13 protein-coding genes are annotated in these 17,699 nt (G+C 73.3%); 7 read left to right on the top strand and 6 right to left on the bottom strand.

The genetic code is table 11. The features are described 5' to 3' along the window. The first annotated feature begins 112 nt into the window (after positions 1-112). From Asi03nite_RS14880 to Asi03nite_RS14865, 4 genes are all read left to right on the top strand, one after another. A complete protein-coding gene (locus tag Asi03nite_RS14880) occupies positions 113-292 on the top strand; it encodes an FxSxx-COOH-like cyclophane-containing RiPP peptide (RefSeq protein ID WP_203680222.1) in 180 nt (59 codons plus the stop codon). A gap of 13 nt (positions 293-305) precedes the next feature. Beyond that, the gene (gene fxsT / locus Asi03nite_RS14875; RefSeq protein WP_203680221.1) at positions 306-3,986 is read left to right on the top strand and encodes an FxSxx-COOH system tetratricopeptide repeat protein; all 3,681 of its coding nucleotides are present in this window, start codon (positions 306-308) and stop codon (positions 3,984-3,986) included. Between the two features lie 89 nt (positions 3,987-4,075). After that, on the top strand, positions 4,076-4,999 hold the full coding sequence (locus Asi03nite_RS14870; RefSeq protein ID WP_203680220.1) for a hypothetical protein: 924 nt from the start codon (positions 4,076-4,078) through the stop codon (positions 4,997-4,999). A gap of 62 nt (positions 5,000-5,061) precedes the next feature. Then, positions 5,062-6,204 (top strand): hypothetical protein, encoded by a 1,143-nt coding sequence (locus Asi03nite_RS14865; RefSeq protein WP_203680219.1) that lies wholly within the window; start codon positions 5,062-5,064, stop codon positions 6,202-6,204. On the opposite strand, the gene Asi03nite_RS14860 is transcribed toward Asi03nite_RS14865, so the two are convergent. From Asi03nite_RS14860 to Asi03nite_RS14850, 3 genes are read right to left on the bottom strand one after another with little or no spacing between them, the layout of a single operon-like run. Further along, on the bottom strand, positions 6,194-8,470 hold the full coding sequence (locus Asi03nite_RS14860) for an ATP-binding protein (protein WP_203680218.1): 2,277 nt from the start codon (positions 8,468-8,470) through the stop codon (positions 6,194-6,196). The two genes, Asi03nite_RS14865 and Asi03nite_RS14860, sit on opposite strands and share 11 nt — an antisense overlap. Then, positions 8,460-9,551, bottom strand: coding sequence for a hypothetical protein (locus tag Asi03nite_RS14855; RefSeq protein WP_203680216.1), 1,092 nt, complete (start codon positions 9,549-9,551; stop codon positions 8,460-8,462). Before Asi03nite_RS14855 ends, Asi03nite_RS14860 begins: the two co-directional genes overlap by 11 nt. Positions 9,552-9,562: 11 nt before the next feature. After that, complete coding sequence (locus Asi03nite_RS14850) at positions 9,563-10,393, bottom strand: hypothetical protein (protein WP_203680215.1); 831 nt, start codon at positions 10,391-10,393, stop codon at positions 9,563-9,565. 206 nt (positions 10,394-10,599) lie between these two features. Between Asi03nite_RS14850 and Asi03nite_RS14845 the strand changes: the two genes are divergently transcribed. Further along, a complete protein-coding gene (locus Asi03nite_RS14845; RefSeq protein WP_203680214.1) occupies positions 10,600-11,775 on the top strand; it encodes a PP2C family protein-serine/threonine phosphatase in 1,176 nt (391 codons plus the stop codon). Here the strand turns inward: Asi03nite_RS14845 and Asi03nite_RS14840 are convergent, their stop codons facing one another. Next, entirely contained in the window at positions 11,776-12,270 is a 495-nt protein-coding gene (locus Asi03nite_RS14840) for a DinB family protein (protein ID WP_203680213.1), read from the bottom strand. A gap of 171 nt (positions 12,271-12,441) precedes the next feature. On the opposite strand from Asi03nite_RS14840, the gene Asi03nite_RS14835 reads away from it, so the two are divergent. Both Asi03nite_RS14835 and Asi03nite_RS14830 read left to right on the top strand, forming a co-directional pair. After that, on the top strand, positions 12,442-12,801 hold the full coding sequence (locus Asi03nite_RS14835) for a response regulator (protein ID WP_203680212.1): 360 nt from the start codon (positions 12,442-12,444) through the stop codon (positions 12,799-12,801). Next, positions 12,798-14,228, top strand: coding sequence for a DUF7125 family protein (locus Asi03nite_RS14830; RefSeq protein WP_203680211.1), 1,431 nt, complete (start codon positions 12,798-12,800; stop codon positions 14,226-14,228). Before Asi03nite_RS14835 ends, Asi03nite_RS14830 begins: the two co-directional genes overlap by 4 nt. A 99-nt stretch (positions 14,229-14,327) precedes the next feature. Here the strand turns inward: Asi03nite_RS14830 and Asi03nite_RS14825 are convergent, their stop codons facing one another. Then, entirely contained in the window at positions 14,328-15,758 is a 1,431-nt protein-coding gene (locus Asi03nite_RS14825) for a P-loop NTPase family protein (RefSeq protein WP_203680209.1), read from the bottom strand. Next, the gene (locus Asi03nite_RS14820; RefSeq protein ID WP_203680208.1) at positions 15,755-17,680 is read right to left on the bottom strand and encodes a dynamin family protein; all 1,926 of its coding nucleotides are present in this window, start codon (positions 17,678-17,680) and stop codon (positions 15,755-15,757) included. Before Asi03nite_RS14820 ends, Asi03nite_RS14825 begins: the two co-directional genes overlap by 4 nt. Positions 17,681-17,699 lie beyond the last annotated feature (19 nt).

The raw sequence follows: 17,699 nt of genomic DNA, 5'->3' as shown, positions 1-17,699 counted from the left end.
TCCTTGCTGTTTTGATCATTGCCGCTCGTGAATGGCACTCATGGTCGGGTCGCTGAATAGAATCGGGTCGAGACCGGCGGGGTTCAGCAGTGGGACGGACGGTGCACGGCAGATGGACCAGGACCGCAGCCTGTGGGACAGCATGGTCATCGACCTGACCGGCGTTGATCTGGAATCCATACCGGATATTCCGGCGAACGCTTTCCTGACCACGCTGCGACACATACTGGACGAGCCGGCCGATCAGCCGGAGACGTATCTGGGCTTCATGAGCGCCCTCGGGACCGAGTAGACATGGAGCGGTTATGACCGCAGCGACGCAGGACGGGCTCGGGTCCGCCGGCCGTACCGAGATCGTCGCCTTCGCATCGCCCGGACAGCGGGGTTCCGGCCAGACCAGCGTCGTCGGCAACGCCGCCTGGGCGCTGGCCGCGGCCGGCCGCCGGGTGCTCGTGCTCGACTGGGCGACCAGCCCGCCGCCGGTCGGCGCCTACCTCGGCATGCCGGTCGCCGAGCCGGAGCCCGGCCCGGACCTGACGGCGGCCGGGCGGCTGCTCGGGCTCTCCTGGCGCCGGCTGCGGCGGTACCAGACGCCGCGGCACGCCGGCCCGGGACTGATCGACGTCGTGCCCGAGGCGACGCCGCCGAACCTGGACCCGGTCCCGGACTGGGCGGCGGCGCGCGAGCAGTTGCGCGCGTGCGGCTACGACTACCTGCTGGTCGACTCGCCGCAGGGGCTCGGCGCGGCGTACGACGTGCTGGCCGAGCTGAGCGACACGGTGGTGGTCTGCTTCCGGCCCGGCACGGCGTCCGTCCACCGGCTGCTGACCATGGTGGACGGCCTGCTCGGCGGCGAGCGCCGGCCCCGGCTGGTCACTGTGCTCACCCAGTTCAGCCCGGCACCGGCCGAGACCGATTCGCTGCGGCACCTGGAGGACCGGCTGGCGCGGCTGCGCGACGGCGGCGAGGCCGGGGTGGACGTGGTGGAGATCCCGCAGCACGCGTACCACGAGCGCCTGGCGGTCACGCTCGACGACGGAGCGGTCCGCGACGGGCTGCTGCGGGTGGTCCGGCTGATCACCGGGGGAGCGGTGCAGGAGCCGCCGGCTGTCGACCCGGCCGTGCGGTCCTGGTACCGCCACGACTTCGCCGACCTGTCCGGTATCGACCCGGTCGGCACCGTCCATCTGGCCTATCAGCCGTCCGAGCGGCGCTGGGCGGACTGGGTCTGGACCGAGCTGGACCGCTGCGGCGCCAAGCCGCAGGACGCCGATCCGGACCAGACCGTCGTGATCGGGCCGCCGCCCGCCGGGGCCGCGTCGCCCGTCCTGCAGATCCAGGTCGACGACCCGGAGTCCGGCCCGGCCGACGGGGGCGGGTATGTGATCGGGCTGTCCGGCCGGTCCGAGGACGACGCGCGCGGTCTGCTGCTGACCCATCTCGGCATGCGGCCGCGCACCGAGCCGCCGGGCCCGGAGGTCTTCCGGCCGCGCTATCCCGGCGGGGACCCCACGGCGCCCGAGCTGATCCAGGTGCCGGCCCGGGACGACGGGTTCGTCGGGCGGGTCGACGAGATCGAGGCGCTGCGCGACCGGTTGCTCGGCACGCCGGGCGAGCCGATCGCGATCGTCGGGGAGCCGGGCGCCGGCAAGACCCAGCTGGCCCTGGAGTACGTGCGGCAGTTCCTCGGCGACTACGACGTCGTCTGGTGGGTGCCGGCCGAGGACCGGGAGACGATCGACCGGTCGCTGACCCGGCTCGGCGCCGGGCTGGACGAGCTGCGCGGCCCGGCGCCCGGCCCGGCCGCCGAGCCGGCGCCGGACGAGCACGACCTGGGCCCGGACGCCCGGCAGGCGCTGACCCGGCTGGCCGACCGCACGTCGCCCCGGCCGTACCTGCTGGTCTTCGACAACGTCCGGGACGTCGGCCACCTCGGCACGCTGCCGCGTGCCGGGCACGGGCACGTGCTGATCGTCGCGCAGCCGGGTGTGCTGCCCGCCGGATCGTTCCCGGAACTGCCGCTGGGGCCGCTGCGCGAGCGGGACAGCATCGCGCTGCTGCAACGGTCGGTGCCGGACATGGCGGTCGAGGACGCCGCGGCCATCGCGGCGGCGACCGGTCATCTGCCGCTCGCCCTGCGACTGGCCGGGGCCTGGCTGGAGGACCAGGTCAACGAGCTGTTCCGGAAGGCGCCGGCGGCGGCGCTGACCACCGTCCGGGCGGCCGCCGCGGTGCTGCGCGAGCGGGTCGGGCCGGACGCGCCGGGATCCGGCCTGCTGCGGATCTGGCAGATGGTCCGGGAGAACCTGCACCGGACGCCGACCGGCCGGCTCGCCGTCCGGCTGGCCGAGCTGTGCGCCTACCTGTCCGGGGACCGGATCGGGCTGCGGCTGATCCGCAGCAGCCCGATGGTGGAGGCGCTGCTCGAGGCCGGCGGCGAGGACGCGGCCCGGCTGGAGTCCGATCCGGTGGAGTTCGACCGGATCCTCTGGACCGGGGCCCGGTTCGGCGTGTTCGAGCTGGTCTGGGGATCGCAGGGCCGGCTGCGGATGAACTCGGCGCTGCAGCGGGCGGTCCGCGACAGCCTGTCGCCGGAGGCGCGAGCCGAGCGCCGGGCGCGGGCGCAACGGGTGCTGGCCCGGTTCGCGCCGGGCATCGTCGAGGACGACGACCGGGAGCAGCAGTCCCGGCTGATCGAGCTGCAGGCGCATCTGGGCCCGTCTGGCGCCACCGAGGCGGTCGACGTCGCGGTCCGCCGCTGGGTGGTCCGCCAGGTGCGGCACATGCAGCTGCAGCAGGTGGCCGGGGTCAACGACGCGGCGCTGGAGGTGGCCCAGCGGGCGCTCGCGTCGTGGCAGCACGGCGCGGTCCCGCCGGACGACCCGGCGCTGTTGTGGCTGCGCGTGGAGCTGGCCAACATCCTGCGCCGGCGCGGCGAGTACGGCCCGGCCCGGGAGATCGACGAGGACGTCCGGCGGCTGCTGCTGGGCGGCCCGGGCGACGAGCACCCGCGCAGCTTGATCGTGGCCCGCGGGCTCGCCGGCGACCTGCGGGCGCTCGGCCGGTTCGAGGACGCGGCGCACTTCGACCGGATCGCCTTCGACGGCTTCCGGAACCTGTTCGGCGGGGACCACGCGCACACGCTGATGGCGGCGCACAACTTCGCGCTCTCCTCCTACCTCAACGGCGACGTGCACACCGCCGTGCAACGCGAGCGCGACGTCCTGGAGCGGCGGATCCGACTGCTCACCGAGACCAATCCCCGGACCTGGTGGACGGCCGGCTCGCTGGGGGTGTACCAGCGCGAGAGCGGCGACCTGGAGGGCGCCCTGCAGACCCTGCGCCAGGCGAAGCTGTGGGCGGGGCGCAGCCTCGGGCCGGGGCGCCGGGAGAACCCGGTGGACCTGCGGGTCGAGCGCGCCTTCCTGACCACCGTGTGGCGGGCCGGGAAGATGACCGCCCGGACGGCGATCAGCGAGCTGGAGCAGCTCGTCGCGGCGTACGGGCGGGTGTCCGGCGAGCGGCATCCGGACACCTGGGGCTGCCGGCTCGCGGTGGCCTCGGTCCTGCACGGCGCCGGCCGGTCCCGGGAGGCCGCGGCGACGGCGCAGGCGGTGCTGGCGGGCTACGAGGACTCGCACGCGTTCGGCGCCGATCACCCGATCACCGCGGTGTGCCGGCTGAACCTGGCGGTCTACCTGCGCGGCGCCGGTGACCTGGAGGAGGCCCGGGACCTGGGGGAGAAGGCCTGGCAGGGGCTGGAGGCGACGCTGTCCGGCGAGACCCACCCGTGGGTGCTGGCCGCGATGATCGACCAGAGCGGGCACCTGGCCGCCGCGGGCCGGCGCGAGGAGGCGTCCGAGCTGGCGGCCAGGGCGCTGAAGTTGTGCCGGGAGGATCTGCCCCGGCATCCGTACACGATCGTGGCCCGGAGCAACGTCGAGGGTCGGATCGTCGACATCGACATCGATGTGCCGTCCATGTGAGACTGTCGGCGCGACCCGGAGGGGGCCACCCGTTGAATCCCGAGGAGACGACGCAACAGACGGCGGACATCGGGTCCATGATCGCCGACTTGACACGTGCCCAGGCCGGCGTGGACTACGTCGCCTGGTGTCTGCACGGCCAGTGCCGCGCGCACGAGAGCCGGCCGGAGGTCTCCGGCGTGCCCAGGATGGCCGACTCCTGCCGCCGCATCGCCGAGAAGCTCAGCTTCGACACCGACGACAAGCTGGACGGCCGCCTCCTGCGGCTGGGCACCGGGCGGCTGATCCGCACGGTGCTGGCCACCGCGCGGGGCGCCGTCTACTGCGAGCAGGTGGTGCCCGGCAGCTATCTGGTCGGCGTGACGATCGGGCTGCCCGGCGATCAGCCGGCCGGGCGGGAGCTGGCCTACCGTGCCGACGAGGCGATCGCCGACCGGGTCGAGCACTTCCGGGATCAGATCCACGGCCGGCGGTACGACCTGGGCAGCTGGCACTCCGAGCACATGCGCGAGGAGCTGCGGGCCACGCCGATCCGCCCGCGCACGTCCGAGGAGGACTTCGGCGACTCCGTCCCGTCCGGTCTCCCCGCGACGGTGACCGGCCGGACCGGCCATCCCGCGGTCCCGGTGGCCCGCGACGCGGTCCGCGCCCAGGACCTGCAGCTGGTCGCCCTCTTCGACGAATCCGGCCCGGCGTTCTGCGTGGACGTGCTGCACGATCCGCGGGTGGCCGAGAGGATCCGGCACGACCAGCGGCCGTCGGCGGCCCAGCGCCGCGGGTGGTACCAGGAGCTCGGCGCCGAGCTGCCGGACTACCTGCTGGAGCTGGCCAAGACCGCTCGCGGGGCGATCGGCGGCCCGCTGATCCGGGCCGTGCTGGACGTCGAGGACGGCGCGGTCTACTACCGCCGCCTGGACGCGTCGCGGTACGTGGTGGGCCTGACCGTCTTCCAGGAGCAGGTCTTCCCCGCCGAGCGGCGGGTCGACGCGATGATGGACGCCTGGCCGGCGTGACCGGCGGCGGGCGCGGTCACCGGGGGGACATCGAGAAGCGCTCGCTACCTATCATGTCTGGAATGTCCGGATTGAAAATCGGGGCGCCCGGCCGGCTCCTCCTGATGACCGGCACCGCGGCGGCCGGCTGGCTGGTGTCCGTCACGGCTGGCCTGCAGGGGGTGACCGGCTCCGCCGCCTACCTCGGCATCGCCGGCACGCTGCTGGTCATCGGCCTCTACAGCAGCACGTACGGGATCTCCACAGGCGAGCTGCGGGCCGGCGTCCGCACCGTCGTGCTGGCCGTCACCGTCGGCGTCCTGGCCAAGGCGGCGCTGATCGCCGGCGTCATGTACGCCGTCTACCGCGAGCCCAGGTACGCCGTGCTCGGGGTGGCCGTGGCGCAGATCGACCCGCTCGCGGTGGCCGCCATGAGCGCCGGGTCGCGGATGTCCGCCCGCGCCAGGTCGCTGCTGGCCGCGTGGGCGGCATTCGACGACCCGATCACCGTGCTGCTGACCGTGTACGGCGCGGCCTGGCTGATCGGCGGTCCGATCGTCGGCGGCGGAGCCACCTCCGCCCTCCTCGGCATCCTGCAGAACCTCGCGCTGGCCGCGGCCGGGCTGGCCCTGTGGACACTGCTGCGCTTGCTCCGGCGCCGGTACGACGGGCGGGCCGTCGACGCCGGCGAGATCCTCGGACTGGTCGTGCTGCTGGCGGCCGCCGCCGTGCTGTCGCTGGCCCTCGGGGTGGCCCTGCTCGGGCTCTTCTACCGGCCCGCGCTGGACCGCTGGGTGCCCCGCATCACCCAAGCCGCGTTCCTGAGCGCGTGCTTCCTGGTGGGGATCCCGCTCGCGGCGGGCATCGAGCCCGGCGCCGGTCTGCTGCTGGGACTCTGCGCGTTCGGCGCCCAGGTCGTCGCCGGGCTCGTCATCCCGGCCCGGATCGGCCTGCGCGACCGCGCCTATCTCGCCGCCGGCCAGCAGAACGGCATCACCGCGATCATCCTGGCCCTGCTGCTCGAGGTGGCCTTCCCCGGCACGGTCGGCGTGGTGGCCCCGGCCATCCTGGTCGTTGCGGTGCTCTACACCGCCTCGAACGCGCTCCTCGACTCGGGCCTGCGCCCGCGTCCCCGGCCCGCGCCGGCGATCGTCCGGCCGCCGCGCAGGCGCCGTCCGGCGGCCAGATCCGCGCGGCGGTCCCGGCGTCCGCCGGCTAAGCGCTGAACGCGGTGTCCACCTCCCTGGCGACCTGAACGGCCAGCTCGGCGAAGGCCCGGCGGACGTCGTCCAGCCGGATCGTGGGCCAGTCCAGCGGGCGGACCGAGCCGCCCGCGTCCGGCTGCCGGGCCGTCGACTCGACCAGACGCTTCAGCTCGTCCAGCGGGACGTCGTGGTAGAGCGTCTCGTAGTTCGTACACAACCGGTTGAGCTTCTCCCGGTCGGCCGGGCCGATCCGGGCGCTGTCCCCGGCCGCGTCGTACCAGCTCAAGAAGGCTCTTCGGAATGCCTTGACCAGCCGTTCCAGGAAGACCGCCGTGCCGAGCGGGCTGAACCCGTCCTGTTGCTGGAGCCGCGCCTGCACCGCCCGGACACCGCTGGACAGCCCGCTGCCGGAGCCGGGGGACAGGTCGAACGCCGCGGCGAGGCTGCCGTCCATCCGCTCGATGGTGGCCAGCATCTCCAGAGCCCGGCCGAACAGGCCCTCCACCGCGACCAGCAGCGGATCGGATCCGCCGGCGTCCACCGGGGCGCCGCGGGCCACCTCGGCCGGCTCCCGCTCCCGTTCCCGCCGGAGGTCGCCGAGCTCGGCGAACCGGTGCGTCAGCTGCTCCACCAGGTCCTGCAGGTTCGTCTGCTGCCGGGCGATCCGGTCCACCTGGTACCGGATGGCGTCCAGCGGCTCGGCCCGGCCCGCCTCGTCGGAGCGGCGCAGGATCCCGGTCACCACCGAGGCCAGGCTGGCGGCGAACGACTCCGACCCGTACTGGATGGGGTCCTGCACGCCGAGCGCGGTGACCTTGGCGGTCACCTCGTCGGTCAGGTAGCCGACGACTGCCAGCACCGTCTCGACCGGCTCGTGGACCTCCTGCCGCGCCCGCCGCAGCCGCTGCCGGACCCGCTGCAGGTCGGGATCGGACAGCAGCGCTCCGGTGATCATGATGGCGCACCGGAAGTCGCCGGCCGGGTCGGCCACCCAGTAGTCCACCACCGGCTCACCGGCGGGATCGCGTTGCAGGCCCCGGGTCAGCCGCAGGCCCTCCCGGCTGAGGATCTGGTAGACCTCCCGCCGGACGTCGGCCACGCTTGCCACGTCGTAGCTCGCGCCGCCGTTGCGGCGCACCTCGTCACGGGTGATCCAGACCCGGGCCTGTTGCGCGTGGCGGTAGAGGTGGTGCAGGAGCCGGATGAACCGGCGGGGCACCCCGTCGCTGAGCGCGGCGACCTCGTCGACCGCCTCCGGCCGGAAGGGATCCAGCTCGGCGTCGCCCCGGGTGCGCCGGTGCGACTCGCGGATGAACAGCCCAACCTCGGCGGCGCTCATCGGTTCCATCCGGACGACCGGCCGCATCCGCTCGGTGACCGCCCGGTCCACGGACTGCAGCATGTCGGCCATGCCGACCAGGACGATGAACGCGCCGGACTCGCCGATCTGCTCCAGCATGTGCTTGAAGGGCTCCAGCCGGTCGGCCGACTCCAGGCGGTCGACGGTGGACAGCACCCGGTCGAACTCGTCGATCACCACGACGAACCGGCGGTTGCGCTCCCGGTACAGCCGGGCGATCGCCAGCAGCGCGTGCACCGCCGGGCCGTCGCTGGCGATGGCCCGCAGGATGCCCCGCTCCTGCAGGAACTCGTGCGGCGGATTGCCGGTCAGCCAGTCCCACACCACCGCGTCCGTCGACGGCTCCAGCAGCAGCGTCAGCGCCGTGCCGAGGTCGTTGTCGCCGGTGATCCGGATCAGCTCGTCCTGCTGGCGCCGGAGCAGATCGTTGTCCGGCAGGTGCAGCTCGTGCACCACCGCCACCGGATCGATGTCACCCGAGCGCAGCAGCTCGACGATCCGGCCGGTGTGCGCCAGGCCGGCCACCTCGTCGGCGACTATCTCCGCGTAGTAGTCGCGCAGCAGCTCGGTCAGACTCATCCGGTTCAGGTGGCCGACGAACCGCCGGTAGAGGTCGGCGAACGAGCCGTTCGGCGCGTCCAGATAGACCGTGTCCGGTGGTGGCGAGGCCGACTGCTGAGCCCGTCTCAGCAGGGCGATCGCCAGGTGGCTCTTGCCGGTGCCGAAGTCTCCCACGATCGTCATCACCCGGCCGGGCTGCGCCGTGCCGGCCAGGTAGGGGTCGAGGAAGGCGTACGCGCTGCGCACCGCCTTCGTCGAGACGGTGACCACCCTGCGGCCGGAGTCGCTCACCCGGGCGACAGGAGTCGGCAGGTACGGATTCACTCCGCCGGGCACGGTGCGGGGCGGCGCCTTGTCATTCGTCATCGGTCTCGTCCTCTAACGCATCGGCCTCGTCCGTCGTCTCGTCGTCCCGCCGCTCCACCGGGCGGCTCCGGACCACGTCGTCCGGCCGTGGGCGGCGTTGCAGGGTATCGGCCTGTCGTTCGTAGAACCGGGCGATATCCTCATCAGTTATTTCCAGACTGCCTCGTGCAATCGCCGCATTCCAGAGTTCGGAGCAAAGTTGGCCGAGATGGCTCAAAGTCATCGATCGGCCATTTGCCAGCAGGTTCGTCATCGTCTCCTCGCGGACGATGGGAACACGCTGGTCGGTGACATCCTTGAGCCGTTCCCGCGCGAACCGCCAGCCGTCGCCGGGTTTGAGCGGGCCCAGCGTCAGAACGATGGTTTCGGCCTGCGCGTCGGCGTCCAGATCCTTGTACCAGGCGGCCATCGCCACCGGATTCCGGCTCTCCGCGAAGAAGATGATTCCCTTGTTCCGGAATTGCATGTACGACTCGACCGGGTGCTCGATCAGCTCGCCCGCCTCGGCGCCGGCCTCGGCCTCCGCGTCCGTGGTGTCCGACGGGCTGCTCACCTGGTCGAGGAAGGCGGGCAGCAGGATCGCCGCCAGATCGCCCTCCCGGCGCAGGCTCGAGGCCAGCCGGGAGTACGCCGAGGCGGCCGGGCCGATGTTCGATCCGGGATCGGTGTAACGCTCGGAGAGACCGTTCATCTCGGTCAGCACATGATGAGTGAGACGATCGAAATAGTTGTCCTGAAAATTGTCCGGACCCGAACCCTCCGGTCCGCGATTCCGGAGCCGCTGATGACGCGTGACGTCGACAATCTTCAGCTTTCCGCCGGGCACCTTGTTCTTCACGTGATTCACGCATCGGTGGATCAGGGAGGTCTTGCCGGAGCCCCGGCCGCCGGTCACCACGATGAGCCGGCCGCGGGACCGGATGTCACGGGGTGGATCGGACAGATAGGCGACGAATCGGCGGAACTGTTCGAGCGTGTGGTCGACCGCGACGTACAGCTGCTCGTCGGCGCTCTCGTCCTCCCAAGGCCGCAGGGCCCCGGTGTTCCGGAACGGATTCCTGGGTGGTTCTTCCGGCGTCACCGGCTCTCCCCTCAGATGGTGGCCTTCCGCGGGCGTGGCGTCGCCCGGGTCGTGGTCAGAAGCCGGCGCGCGGCGGCGCGCAGCGGCCGCTCCTGCGCCGTGGTGATCGCGACGACCGCCGATCGCAGCTGGGTCACCGCGGCGTCGACGGCCGTCGCGCGCGGGCTCGTCCGGGACCGCACCTCCCGGCCCGACCAGCCGGACGCGAGATCGCGCCCGATCGGGCCGTCCCCCAGCAGCCGGCCGGCGGTGGCCGGCGCGTCGATGCGCAGCGGGCGGGGCGTCTCGTCCAGCACCTGCCGCAGCTTGCGGCGGCGCGCGCCGAGCTCGCCCTCGGCCGGCTCCGGCTGGTCCGGGTTGGTGGCCGCCGCCATGAACAGGTCCACCTCGGCGGCGTAGTCGGCGGCCGCGGCGCGCAGCGCGGCCGAGTGCCGCCGGGCCTCGGCCATGCGCTGGCTCCAGCCGGTGGTGGCGAACGTCGTCACCAGGGTGAGCGCCGCGCCGGCCACGAGCGGCCAGAGCACCGTCCAGATCGAACCGCCGGACGATGCTCCCTCCGAGGAGCCGGCGTCCAGTTTGTTCGCCGACACCACGATGGCGCACGCCGACGCGAACGGCGTGGGATTGCTGCTGCGCCAGACCCGCGGGGACTCGTCGCGACCGCCGACCCGCACGGTGCCCGGCGACGTGCCGGGCGAGGCCAGGCCGGCGAGCACCGCGGCGTCGGCCACCCGGCCCTCGTCGCCGTAGGAGAGGCAGGCCAGCGCCTCGGCGGATTTCTGATCGTCATTTCCGCTGGAACAGGCGGAGAGCGCGAACGCGACGAGCAAAGCGAGGGACAATCGCACCGGCAGTGTGGATCGTCCGCGCGGATCGGCGTTCGCTCGCATAACCCAGAACTGTATCGTCCGGGAGCATCCCGACGGTGTCCTGAATTAATCTTTTCCATTCATGATCGACAATAATTTCACGTTGTCCGGCGCCGGGCCGGCCGATCCGGCGTACCCCGGTGGCGGCGTGCCCGCCCCCGGGGTTGGAAGATGGGGCGATGCTCGCGTCGATGGAGGCCGTGCGGCGGCTGATGGACCTGCGGCACCGCGGCCGCGCCGAGGACCTGCCGGACGTGCTGGCCGCGGCCGCGCCCCTGCTCGACGCGGAGACCGCCACCGTGCTGCTGGTCGACTACGGCCAGCTCGCGCTGCACCCGCTGCGCCGCTCCAGGGTGGACACCACCGTCTCGTTCGCCGTGGAGGACACGCCCGCCGGGCGCGCGTTCACCAGCGCCGCGCCGCAGTGGCTCGGCGAGGCCGGCGGGGGGACGCTGTGGCTGCCCCTGCTGCACGGGGCCGAACGGCTCGGCGTGCTGGAGCTGCGCTGCACCGCGTACCCGGGGGAGTCGGCACGCGACGACCTCGCGGTGATCGCCGCCCTGATCGCCGAACTGATCGCCAGCCGGCGGTTCTACGGCGACGCGGTCGAGCACACCCGCCGCCGGATGCCCATGCAGCTCGCCGCCGAGATCATCTGGAACCAGCTGCCGCCGCTCACCTTCGCGGTCGACGGCACCGTGGTCACCGCCGTGCTGGAGCCCTGCTACGAGGTCGGCGGCGACGCGTTCGACTACGCCGCCAACGGGGAGACCCTGCACGTCGCGCTCTTCGACACGGTAGGCCACGGGATCGGCGCCAGCGCGTTGACGACGCTGGCGCTCAACACCTACCGCAACGCCCGCCGCTCCGGCCTGTCCCTGCTCGACACCTGCCGCTCCATCGACAAGTGGGTCCGCGCGCAGTACCCGGGCTCGTTCGTCACCGCGCTGCTGGCCGAGCTGGACCTGGCGACCGGTTCGTACCAGCGGATCAGCGCCGGCCATCCGGCCGAGCTGTTCCTGCGCGGCGATCAGGCGTTGCCGCCGCTGCCCACCCCCGGCACGCTGCCGCTCGGCCTCGGGCACATGCTGAACCGCCCGCCGCGCGTCGTGCGGCGCCAGCTGGAGCCGGGCGACACGCTGGTCCTCTACACCGACGGCATCACCGAGGCGCGGGACGCGTCGGGAATGCTTTTCGGCGCCGCGAGACTGAGCGCATTCTTCCGGGACGCGATGCGCCGGGACACCCCGGCGCCGGAGATGATGCGGCAATTGATCCAGACCATCGTCTCGTACGAACAGGGCGAGCTCCGCGACGACGCCACCGCCGCGATGCTCCAGTGGCGCCGGCACTGATCACCGCCCGGTCACCCCGTCGATCAACTCCCGCAGGATGTCGGCGTGCCCGGCGTGCCGGACGGTCTCACTCGTCGCGTGCGCGAGCACCCAGCGCAGCGTCCGCGGCTCGTCGTGCACCGGGCGGGCGGTGCGGGCCTCGGGGTCCCCGGCGGCGTGGATGTGCGCGTCGCTCTCCGCGATCGCCGTCCGGTAGTCGGCGACGACCTCCGCGGGGGACCGGTCCGCCGGGACCACCATGCCGAAGTCGACGCCGGCCCAGCGGTCGTCGCCGGCGAGCGTGTAGCCGAACCAGTACCGCTCGGTGTCGGTCAGGTGCCGCACCAGCCCCAGCAGGGTGGTGTCGGACACCACGAGGCGCCGGCGCAGCTGCTCCTCGTCCAGGCCGTCGACCTTCTTCAGGACGCAGGACCGCGCGAAGGCGAGGAACGCCAGCGCGGTGTCCAGCTCTCCGCCGTCGGCGCGGGGCACGGGTTCACGTTGTGTCTCCAGCATGCGCCAGACCTTACTGGCCGGTCGATGCGCGGCCCGGCGCCGAGAGCGCGGATCCGGACGGCGGGACGGCCCGGGCTCGGTCAAAGGCGCGTCACGGGCGTACCGGGCGGATAGGGTTCAAGAGGTAACGGGCCGCTTCACCCGCGGTCCTCTCGCCGAGCGGACGGGGCGATGGCGAGGGTCTTGGTGGTCGACGACGAGCCGGACCTGCGGTTCCTGCACCGGCGCGTCCTGAGCCGCGCCGGGCACCACGTGACCGAGGCGGGGGACGGGGCGGCCGCGCTGGAGGCCGTCCGCGAGTCACCGCCGGACCTCGTGGTCACCGACCTGATGATGCCGGTGATGGACGGGATCGAGCTGATCAAGCGGCTGCGCGCCGACCCGGCCACGGCGGCCATCCCGATCCTGGTGGTCAGCGGGGACTGGGAGCAGGCCGCCGGGGCCGACGCCGTGATCGCCAAGCCCTCGCGCAGCCGGGACCTGCTCGCGGCGGCCGAGAACCTGCTACCGGAGGGGCGTGGTGGGCGGTGAGCCGACTGTCGACCGGGCAAGCGGACCTCGACCTGGTGCTCGGCGGCGGCCTGGAGCCGGGCTCCGTGGTCGTCGTCGCCGGGCCGCCGGGATCCGGCAAGACCATCCTGGGGCAGCAGCTCTGTTTCGCCGTCGCCGGCGCCGACCGGCGGGCCGTCTATTACACGACCTGGTCGGAGTCGCACTCCAAGCTGGTCGAGCACCTGCGCGAGTTCACCTTCTTCACCCCCGGGCACCTGGGGCCCCGGGTGGAGTACGTGCATCTGGGGGACATCCTGCGCGGCGGCGGGCCGGACCTGCTGCCGATGATCGACGAGGTGGTCCGCAAGGCGTTCGAGGACGAGCCGGCGCTGGTGGTCATCGACAGCACGAAGACGCTGCGCGACTTCGTCGGCGAGCGCGACCTGCGGATCGCGCTGTACGACCTGACCAGCAAGGTCGCGCACAGCGGGGCGGTGCTGCTGCTGCTCGGCGAGTACACCGAGGAGGAGGCCCGGACCTTCGCCGAGTTCACCCTGGCCGACGGGATAGTCCAGCTGAGCTACCAGGCCCGCGAGCCGGTCGACAGGCGTGGACTGCGGGTGGTGAAGATGCGTGGCACGTCGCACCTGCAGGGCACGCACACCGTGCACATCACCCGCGACGGCGTGCGGGTGCTGGCGAGGATCGAGTCGATGCTGCCCGAGGAGGTCGTCCCGGAGCGGGGCCGGATCCCGACCGGGATCAGCGGTCTCGACGAGCTGATGGGCGGCGGGGTGCCGCGCAGCGACGCCACCCTGCTCCTCGGCCCGTCCGGCGTCGGCAAGACCCTCGGCTGCCTGCAGTTCGTCGCCGAGGGGCTGGCCCGCGGCGAGCGGTGCCTCTACATCAGCTTCCAGGACACCGAGGCCGAGTTGCTCGGCATGGCCGACCGGCTCGGCTGGGACTTCGGCTCCGCCCGCGCCGCCGGCCGGCTGGTGCTCTCGCACGTGCCGGTGGGCAACCTCGACCTGGACGGGCTGGCCGCGACCGCCCGGCGCGGCGTGAGCGGCGGCGCCACCACCCGGATCGTGATCGACAGCCTGGCCGAGATGGCCTTCACCGCCCGCGAGGCGGAACGGTTCCCCGCCTACCTGCGCAGCCTGCTCGGCCTGATCCGCACCGCCGGGGCCTCGCTCTGGGTCACCAGCGAGACCCGGACCATCGGGCCCATGGACGAACCGCTGGCCGGCCTGATGTTCCTGTTCCACAACGTGATCCAGATACGCTACATCGAGCTGCGGTCGGAGATCGGCCGGGCGGTCAACGTCCTCAAGATGCGCAACAGCGACCACGACTTCGCCCTCTACGACTATCGGGTCACCGATTCCGGGGTGGCGGTGGGCGACAAGTTCGAGAACGTCACCGGGATGCTCGGCTGGAGCGCGCTGCGCGCCTGCGACCCGTAGGACCACAATGAACACAATGGACATGCGGGCGGGGCGTCGGTGGAGGATGGAGCGGTGTGGGAACCTGCCGGGGGCACGGCAGGTCCCCGCACGCCCCGGTCAGGCGGGCAGCCGGTCCAGGCGACCGGCGATCAGGTCGCAGCTGCGCAGCACGACCTCCGCCGCGCGGCGCTGGGCCGGCGGCAACGTACGTCCGTGAGCCAGCTCCTGCCACCGGCCGGCCGCGGCACGCGCCGCGGACCAGGTCTCGTCGGCGGTCGCGTCCGGGGACATGCCGAGCCGCTCGCCGACGCTGGTGCCGGAGCCGCCGAGCAGCTGCCGGGCGTCGGCCGCGTGCTCGCGCGGCAGATTGACCCGGCCGGAGCGCAGCGCGGCGAGCAGGCGCAGCTCCCGTAGGTCGTGCGCCTCGGCGACCAGCAGCTCCAGGTCGGCCAGCAGGCGCGCGGCCGGCGGCACCCGGCGGGTGCGCAGCAGGTGGTCGAGCGTCGCCAGCGCCGACCGGGCGCGCAGCACGGCCCGGCGGGCGGTGAAGAGCCCGGCGATCGACGACTGCAGGTCCTTGAGGCCGCTGTGCTCCTGCAACCGCTCGGCCAGCACGGCAGCGGTGTCGCAGCCGGTGCGGGTCAGGGTGAGCGCGAGCCGGATCCCGCCGAGGCCCAGACGCTGCAGGAGGCGGACGCGACGCTGGGCGTCGACCGGGTGCAGGGCGCCGGCCGCGGTGAACCGGTCGGTGGAGAGCAGGTGCGGCTCGGACTCCGCCCTGGGCAGCGCGGCGAGGGCGGCGATCACCTGGAACTCGTCAGCACCCAGCGTCCGGGCGGTCGCCGCGATCAGCGGTGACACCGCCACCAGGTCCTGACAGAGCGCCCCGGTCCGCGGCTCGCGGCGGCGGCGCCGGGCGGCCTGCTTGGCGGCCAGCAGCGCGTCGGCCCGGCCCCCACCGGTGGCGTCCGCGCGGGAGAGCACGACCATCACGTTCACCGGGGACGCGAGCTGACCCCGTACGTCGATCGTGGTCTGCAAGGTCTGCAGCTCGGCCTCGCCGAGCTGGGGGGTGACGTAGAGGATCGCGTCCGCCTCCCGCACGGCCTGCGGCAGCGGCAGGCGCGTGTCGATCAGCTCGGTGCGGCGCAGCACGCGGCTGGGCCACTCGATCACCGCGCGGTGGGCGCCGCCCGGACGCCCGGCATGCCGGGCGTCCGGCGTCAGGCGCAGGCCGTTCGCGGTACGGACCACCGGGATCTCGGCGTCGTGCCACCACGCGCGCGGCTCGGTGGCGTCCCGGTAGGCCACCGTGCCGGGCTGCTCGCCGGGCACCTCGACCGGCGCCAGTTCCTCCCCGATCAGGGCGTTCACCAGTGTCGACTTGCCCGAGCGGGGCGGACCGGCGACGGCCAGCCGTAACGGGTCGGCCAGCCGGTCGAGGGTGGCGCGCAGCAGCGCCGCGGCCGGCGGCACCGACCGGTAGACGTGCGCCGCCTCGTTGAGCAGCTGGTACGTGCGCTGCTCCAGCTCCTCGTCGTCGATCACGCGCGCCCGCCCAGGGCCAGCGCCTGGGAGTGCAGCTGGGCGAGGGCCGTGATCTCCTGCTGGATCCGGCGGCCGTGCTGTTCGCGGGCGGCGGCGTCCTGGTCGGCGGCGGCCTTGGCGTTGCGCAGCGAGTCCATGATCGTCTCCTGCAGGTCCTCGGTCACCGCGGTGAAGTGGTCGCGCAGGGCCCGCTGCACCCGGCGCACCGAGTCCCGGGCCTCCTTGTTGAGGCGCGCGAAGACGTCGTCGACGTGCCGTGCCACCAGGGCCTTCGCCTCCGCCTGCCGCTTCTTGAGCAGCTGCTTGCTCTCGTCCCGGATGGTCTTGCCGCCGAAGATCGCGCCGCCGCTGATCGAGATCGGGTTGATCAGCGACATCCCGGCGAGGCTGGTGACCAGGCCGAACATCACCACACCGCCGTACGACCCGCGCAGGCCGATGAACAGCTTCTGCCCTGGCCCGAACTTGGCGACCGGCGGCGCGTCCAGCCCGGGCACCGCGTCGTCGAAACCGTCCCCGGCCGCGACCAGCGCGGGCGGCGGTAGCACCTCGCCGGCCTCGGCCGGGAACTGGCCGGCCACCTGGTGCGCCATCCACTCGGTGCGCTCGGCCAGCCAGCTGGTGCTGGTTTCGGCGAGCTCCTGCAGAGACCGGCGCAGCCACGGCTCGAACTCGTCCCAGATCTTCGCCGGGTCGGCGTCGGCGAAGAACTCCTCGGCCTGCGCGAGCACCGCCTTGGTGCGCTCGCGCAGATCGTGCTCCACGTCGGACATCAGGTCGCCGATCTCGTCGGACAGCGTGTTCTGCCAGCGGACCGCGCATTTGCGCAGGTCGTCGAGGCGGCGCTGGGTGGCGTGCAGCCGGGCGACGGCGTCCGGCACCCCGGCGTCGCGCTGGGCGGTCAGCTGCTCGCGCAGCGGGCCGGCCAGATCCTCCAGCGCGACCCGGCCGAGCCGGCTGACCGTCTGGCGGGCCAGCTCGTCCGGTTTGGCGGCGACCATCCGCTGCAGGTGGGTGACCAGCTCCGGGAACCCGGACTCGGCGTTGAGCGTGGCGTCCCCGGCCCGCAGGGCGTGCAGGCGCAGCGTGGCGGAGACCGCGGTGGTGGCGGCCGGCACGCCGGCCCGGGTCAGCCGGGTCCGGTTGTCGGCCAGATGGCGCCGCCAGTCGACGGCGTAGTCGGTCTTGGTGAAGACCACCAGCAGCCCGGGGAAGAAGCGGGCCAGGCCGCGCAGCACCCCGAGCTCCTGGTCGGTGAGTCCGCGGCCCGCCTCGCAGGCGTAGACGACCAGGTCGGCGCCGGCCGAGGTGGCCAGGTCGCTGACCGTGCGGACCGCCCGGTCGGCCGGGCCGGGAAGACCGGGCAGCGGCGGGGTGTCGATCAGCACCAGGCCCCCGGCCAGCAGCGAGCGGGGCACGTGCACCTCGGCGTGCACCGGCGCGCCGGCCGGGAGCCGGGCCGCCGCCTCACCGATCGCCGGGCCGAGCGCGTCCAGGGCGAGCGGGATGCGGTCCTGCAGGCCCACCTCGGCGGTCCAGTCGGCGTCCGGCGAGCCGCGCCGGATCAGGTGCGCGCCGGGGGACGCGGCGTTGCGCACCACTGTCGGCACGCCGGCACCGCACACCTCGGCGTTGATCAGCGCGTTGATAAGCTGGCTCTTGCCCTGCTGGGCGGCGCCGACGACCAGCACCCGCAGCTCCGGGTGCAGCAACTGGGCCCGGCGCCGGGACAGCCACTCGGCCATCTCGGACCGGCCGTGTTGGTGGCACGCCCGGATCGTGGCGTCGAGCACGTCGAGCCAGAGCAGGCCCCCGGTCGTCCGCAGCGGATCGGGTTCCGTCCGGGGGGACGGAACCCGAGGCGGCGGGGCGAGGGAGGCCGGACCCGCATAGGCCGTGGGTCCGGCCTCCCAGTTCGTCATTCGCGCCAGCTCCGTCTCT

It is taken from the genome of Actinoplanes siamensis, from assembly GCF_016862395.1.
Classification (GTDB): Bacteria; Actinomycetota; Actinomycetes; order Mycobacteriales; family Micromonosporaceae; genus Actinoplanes; species Actinoplanes siamensis.
Note: the sequence above shows the minus strand (reverse complement) of the source record. Positions and strands in the feature narration are given on the sequence as shown.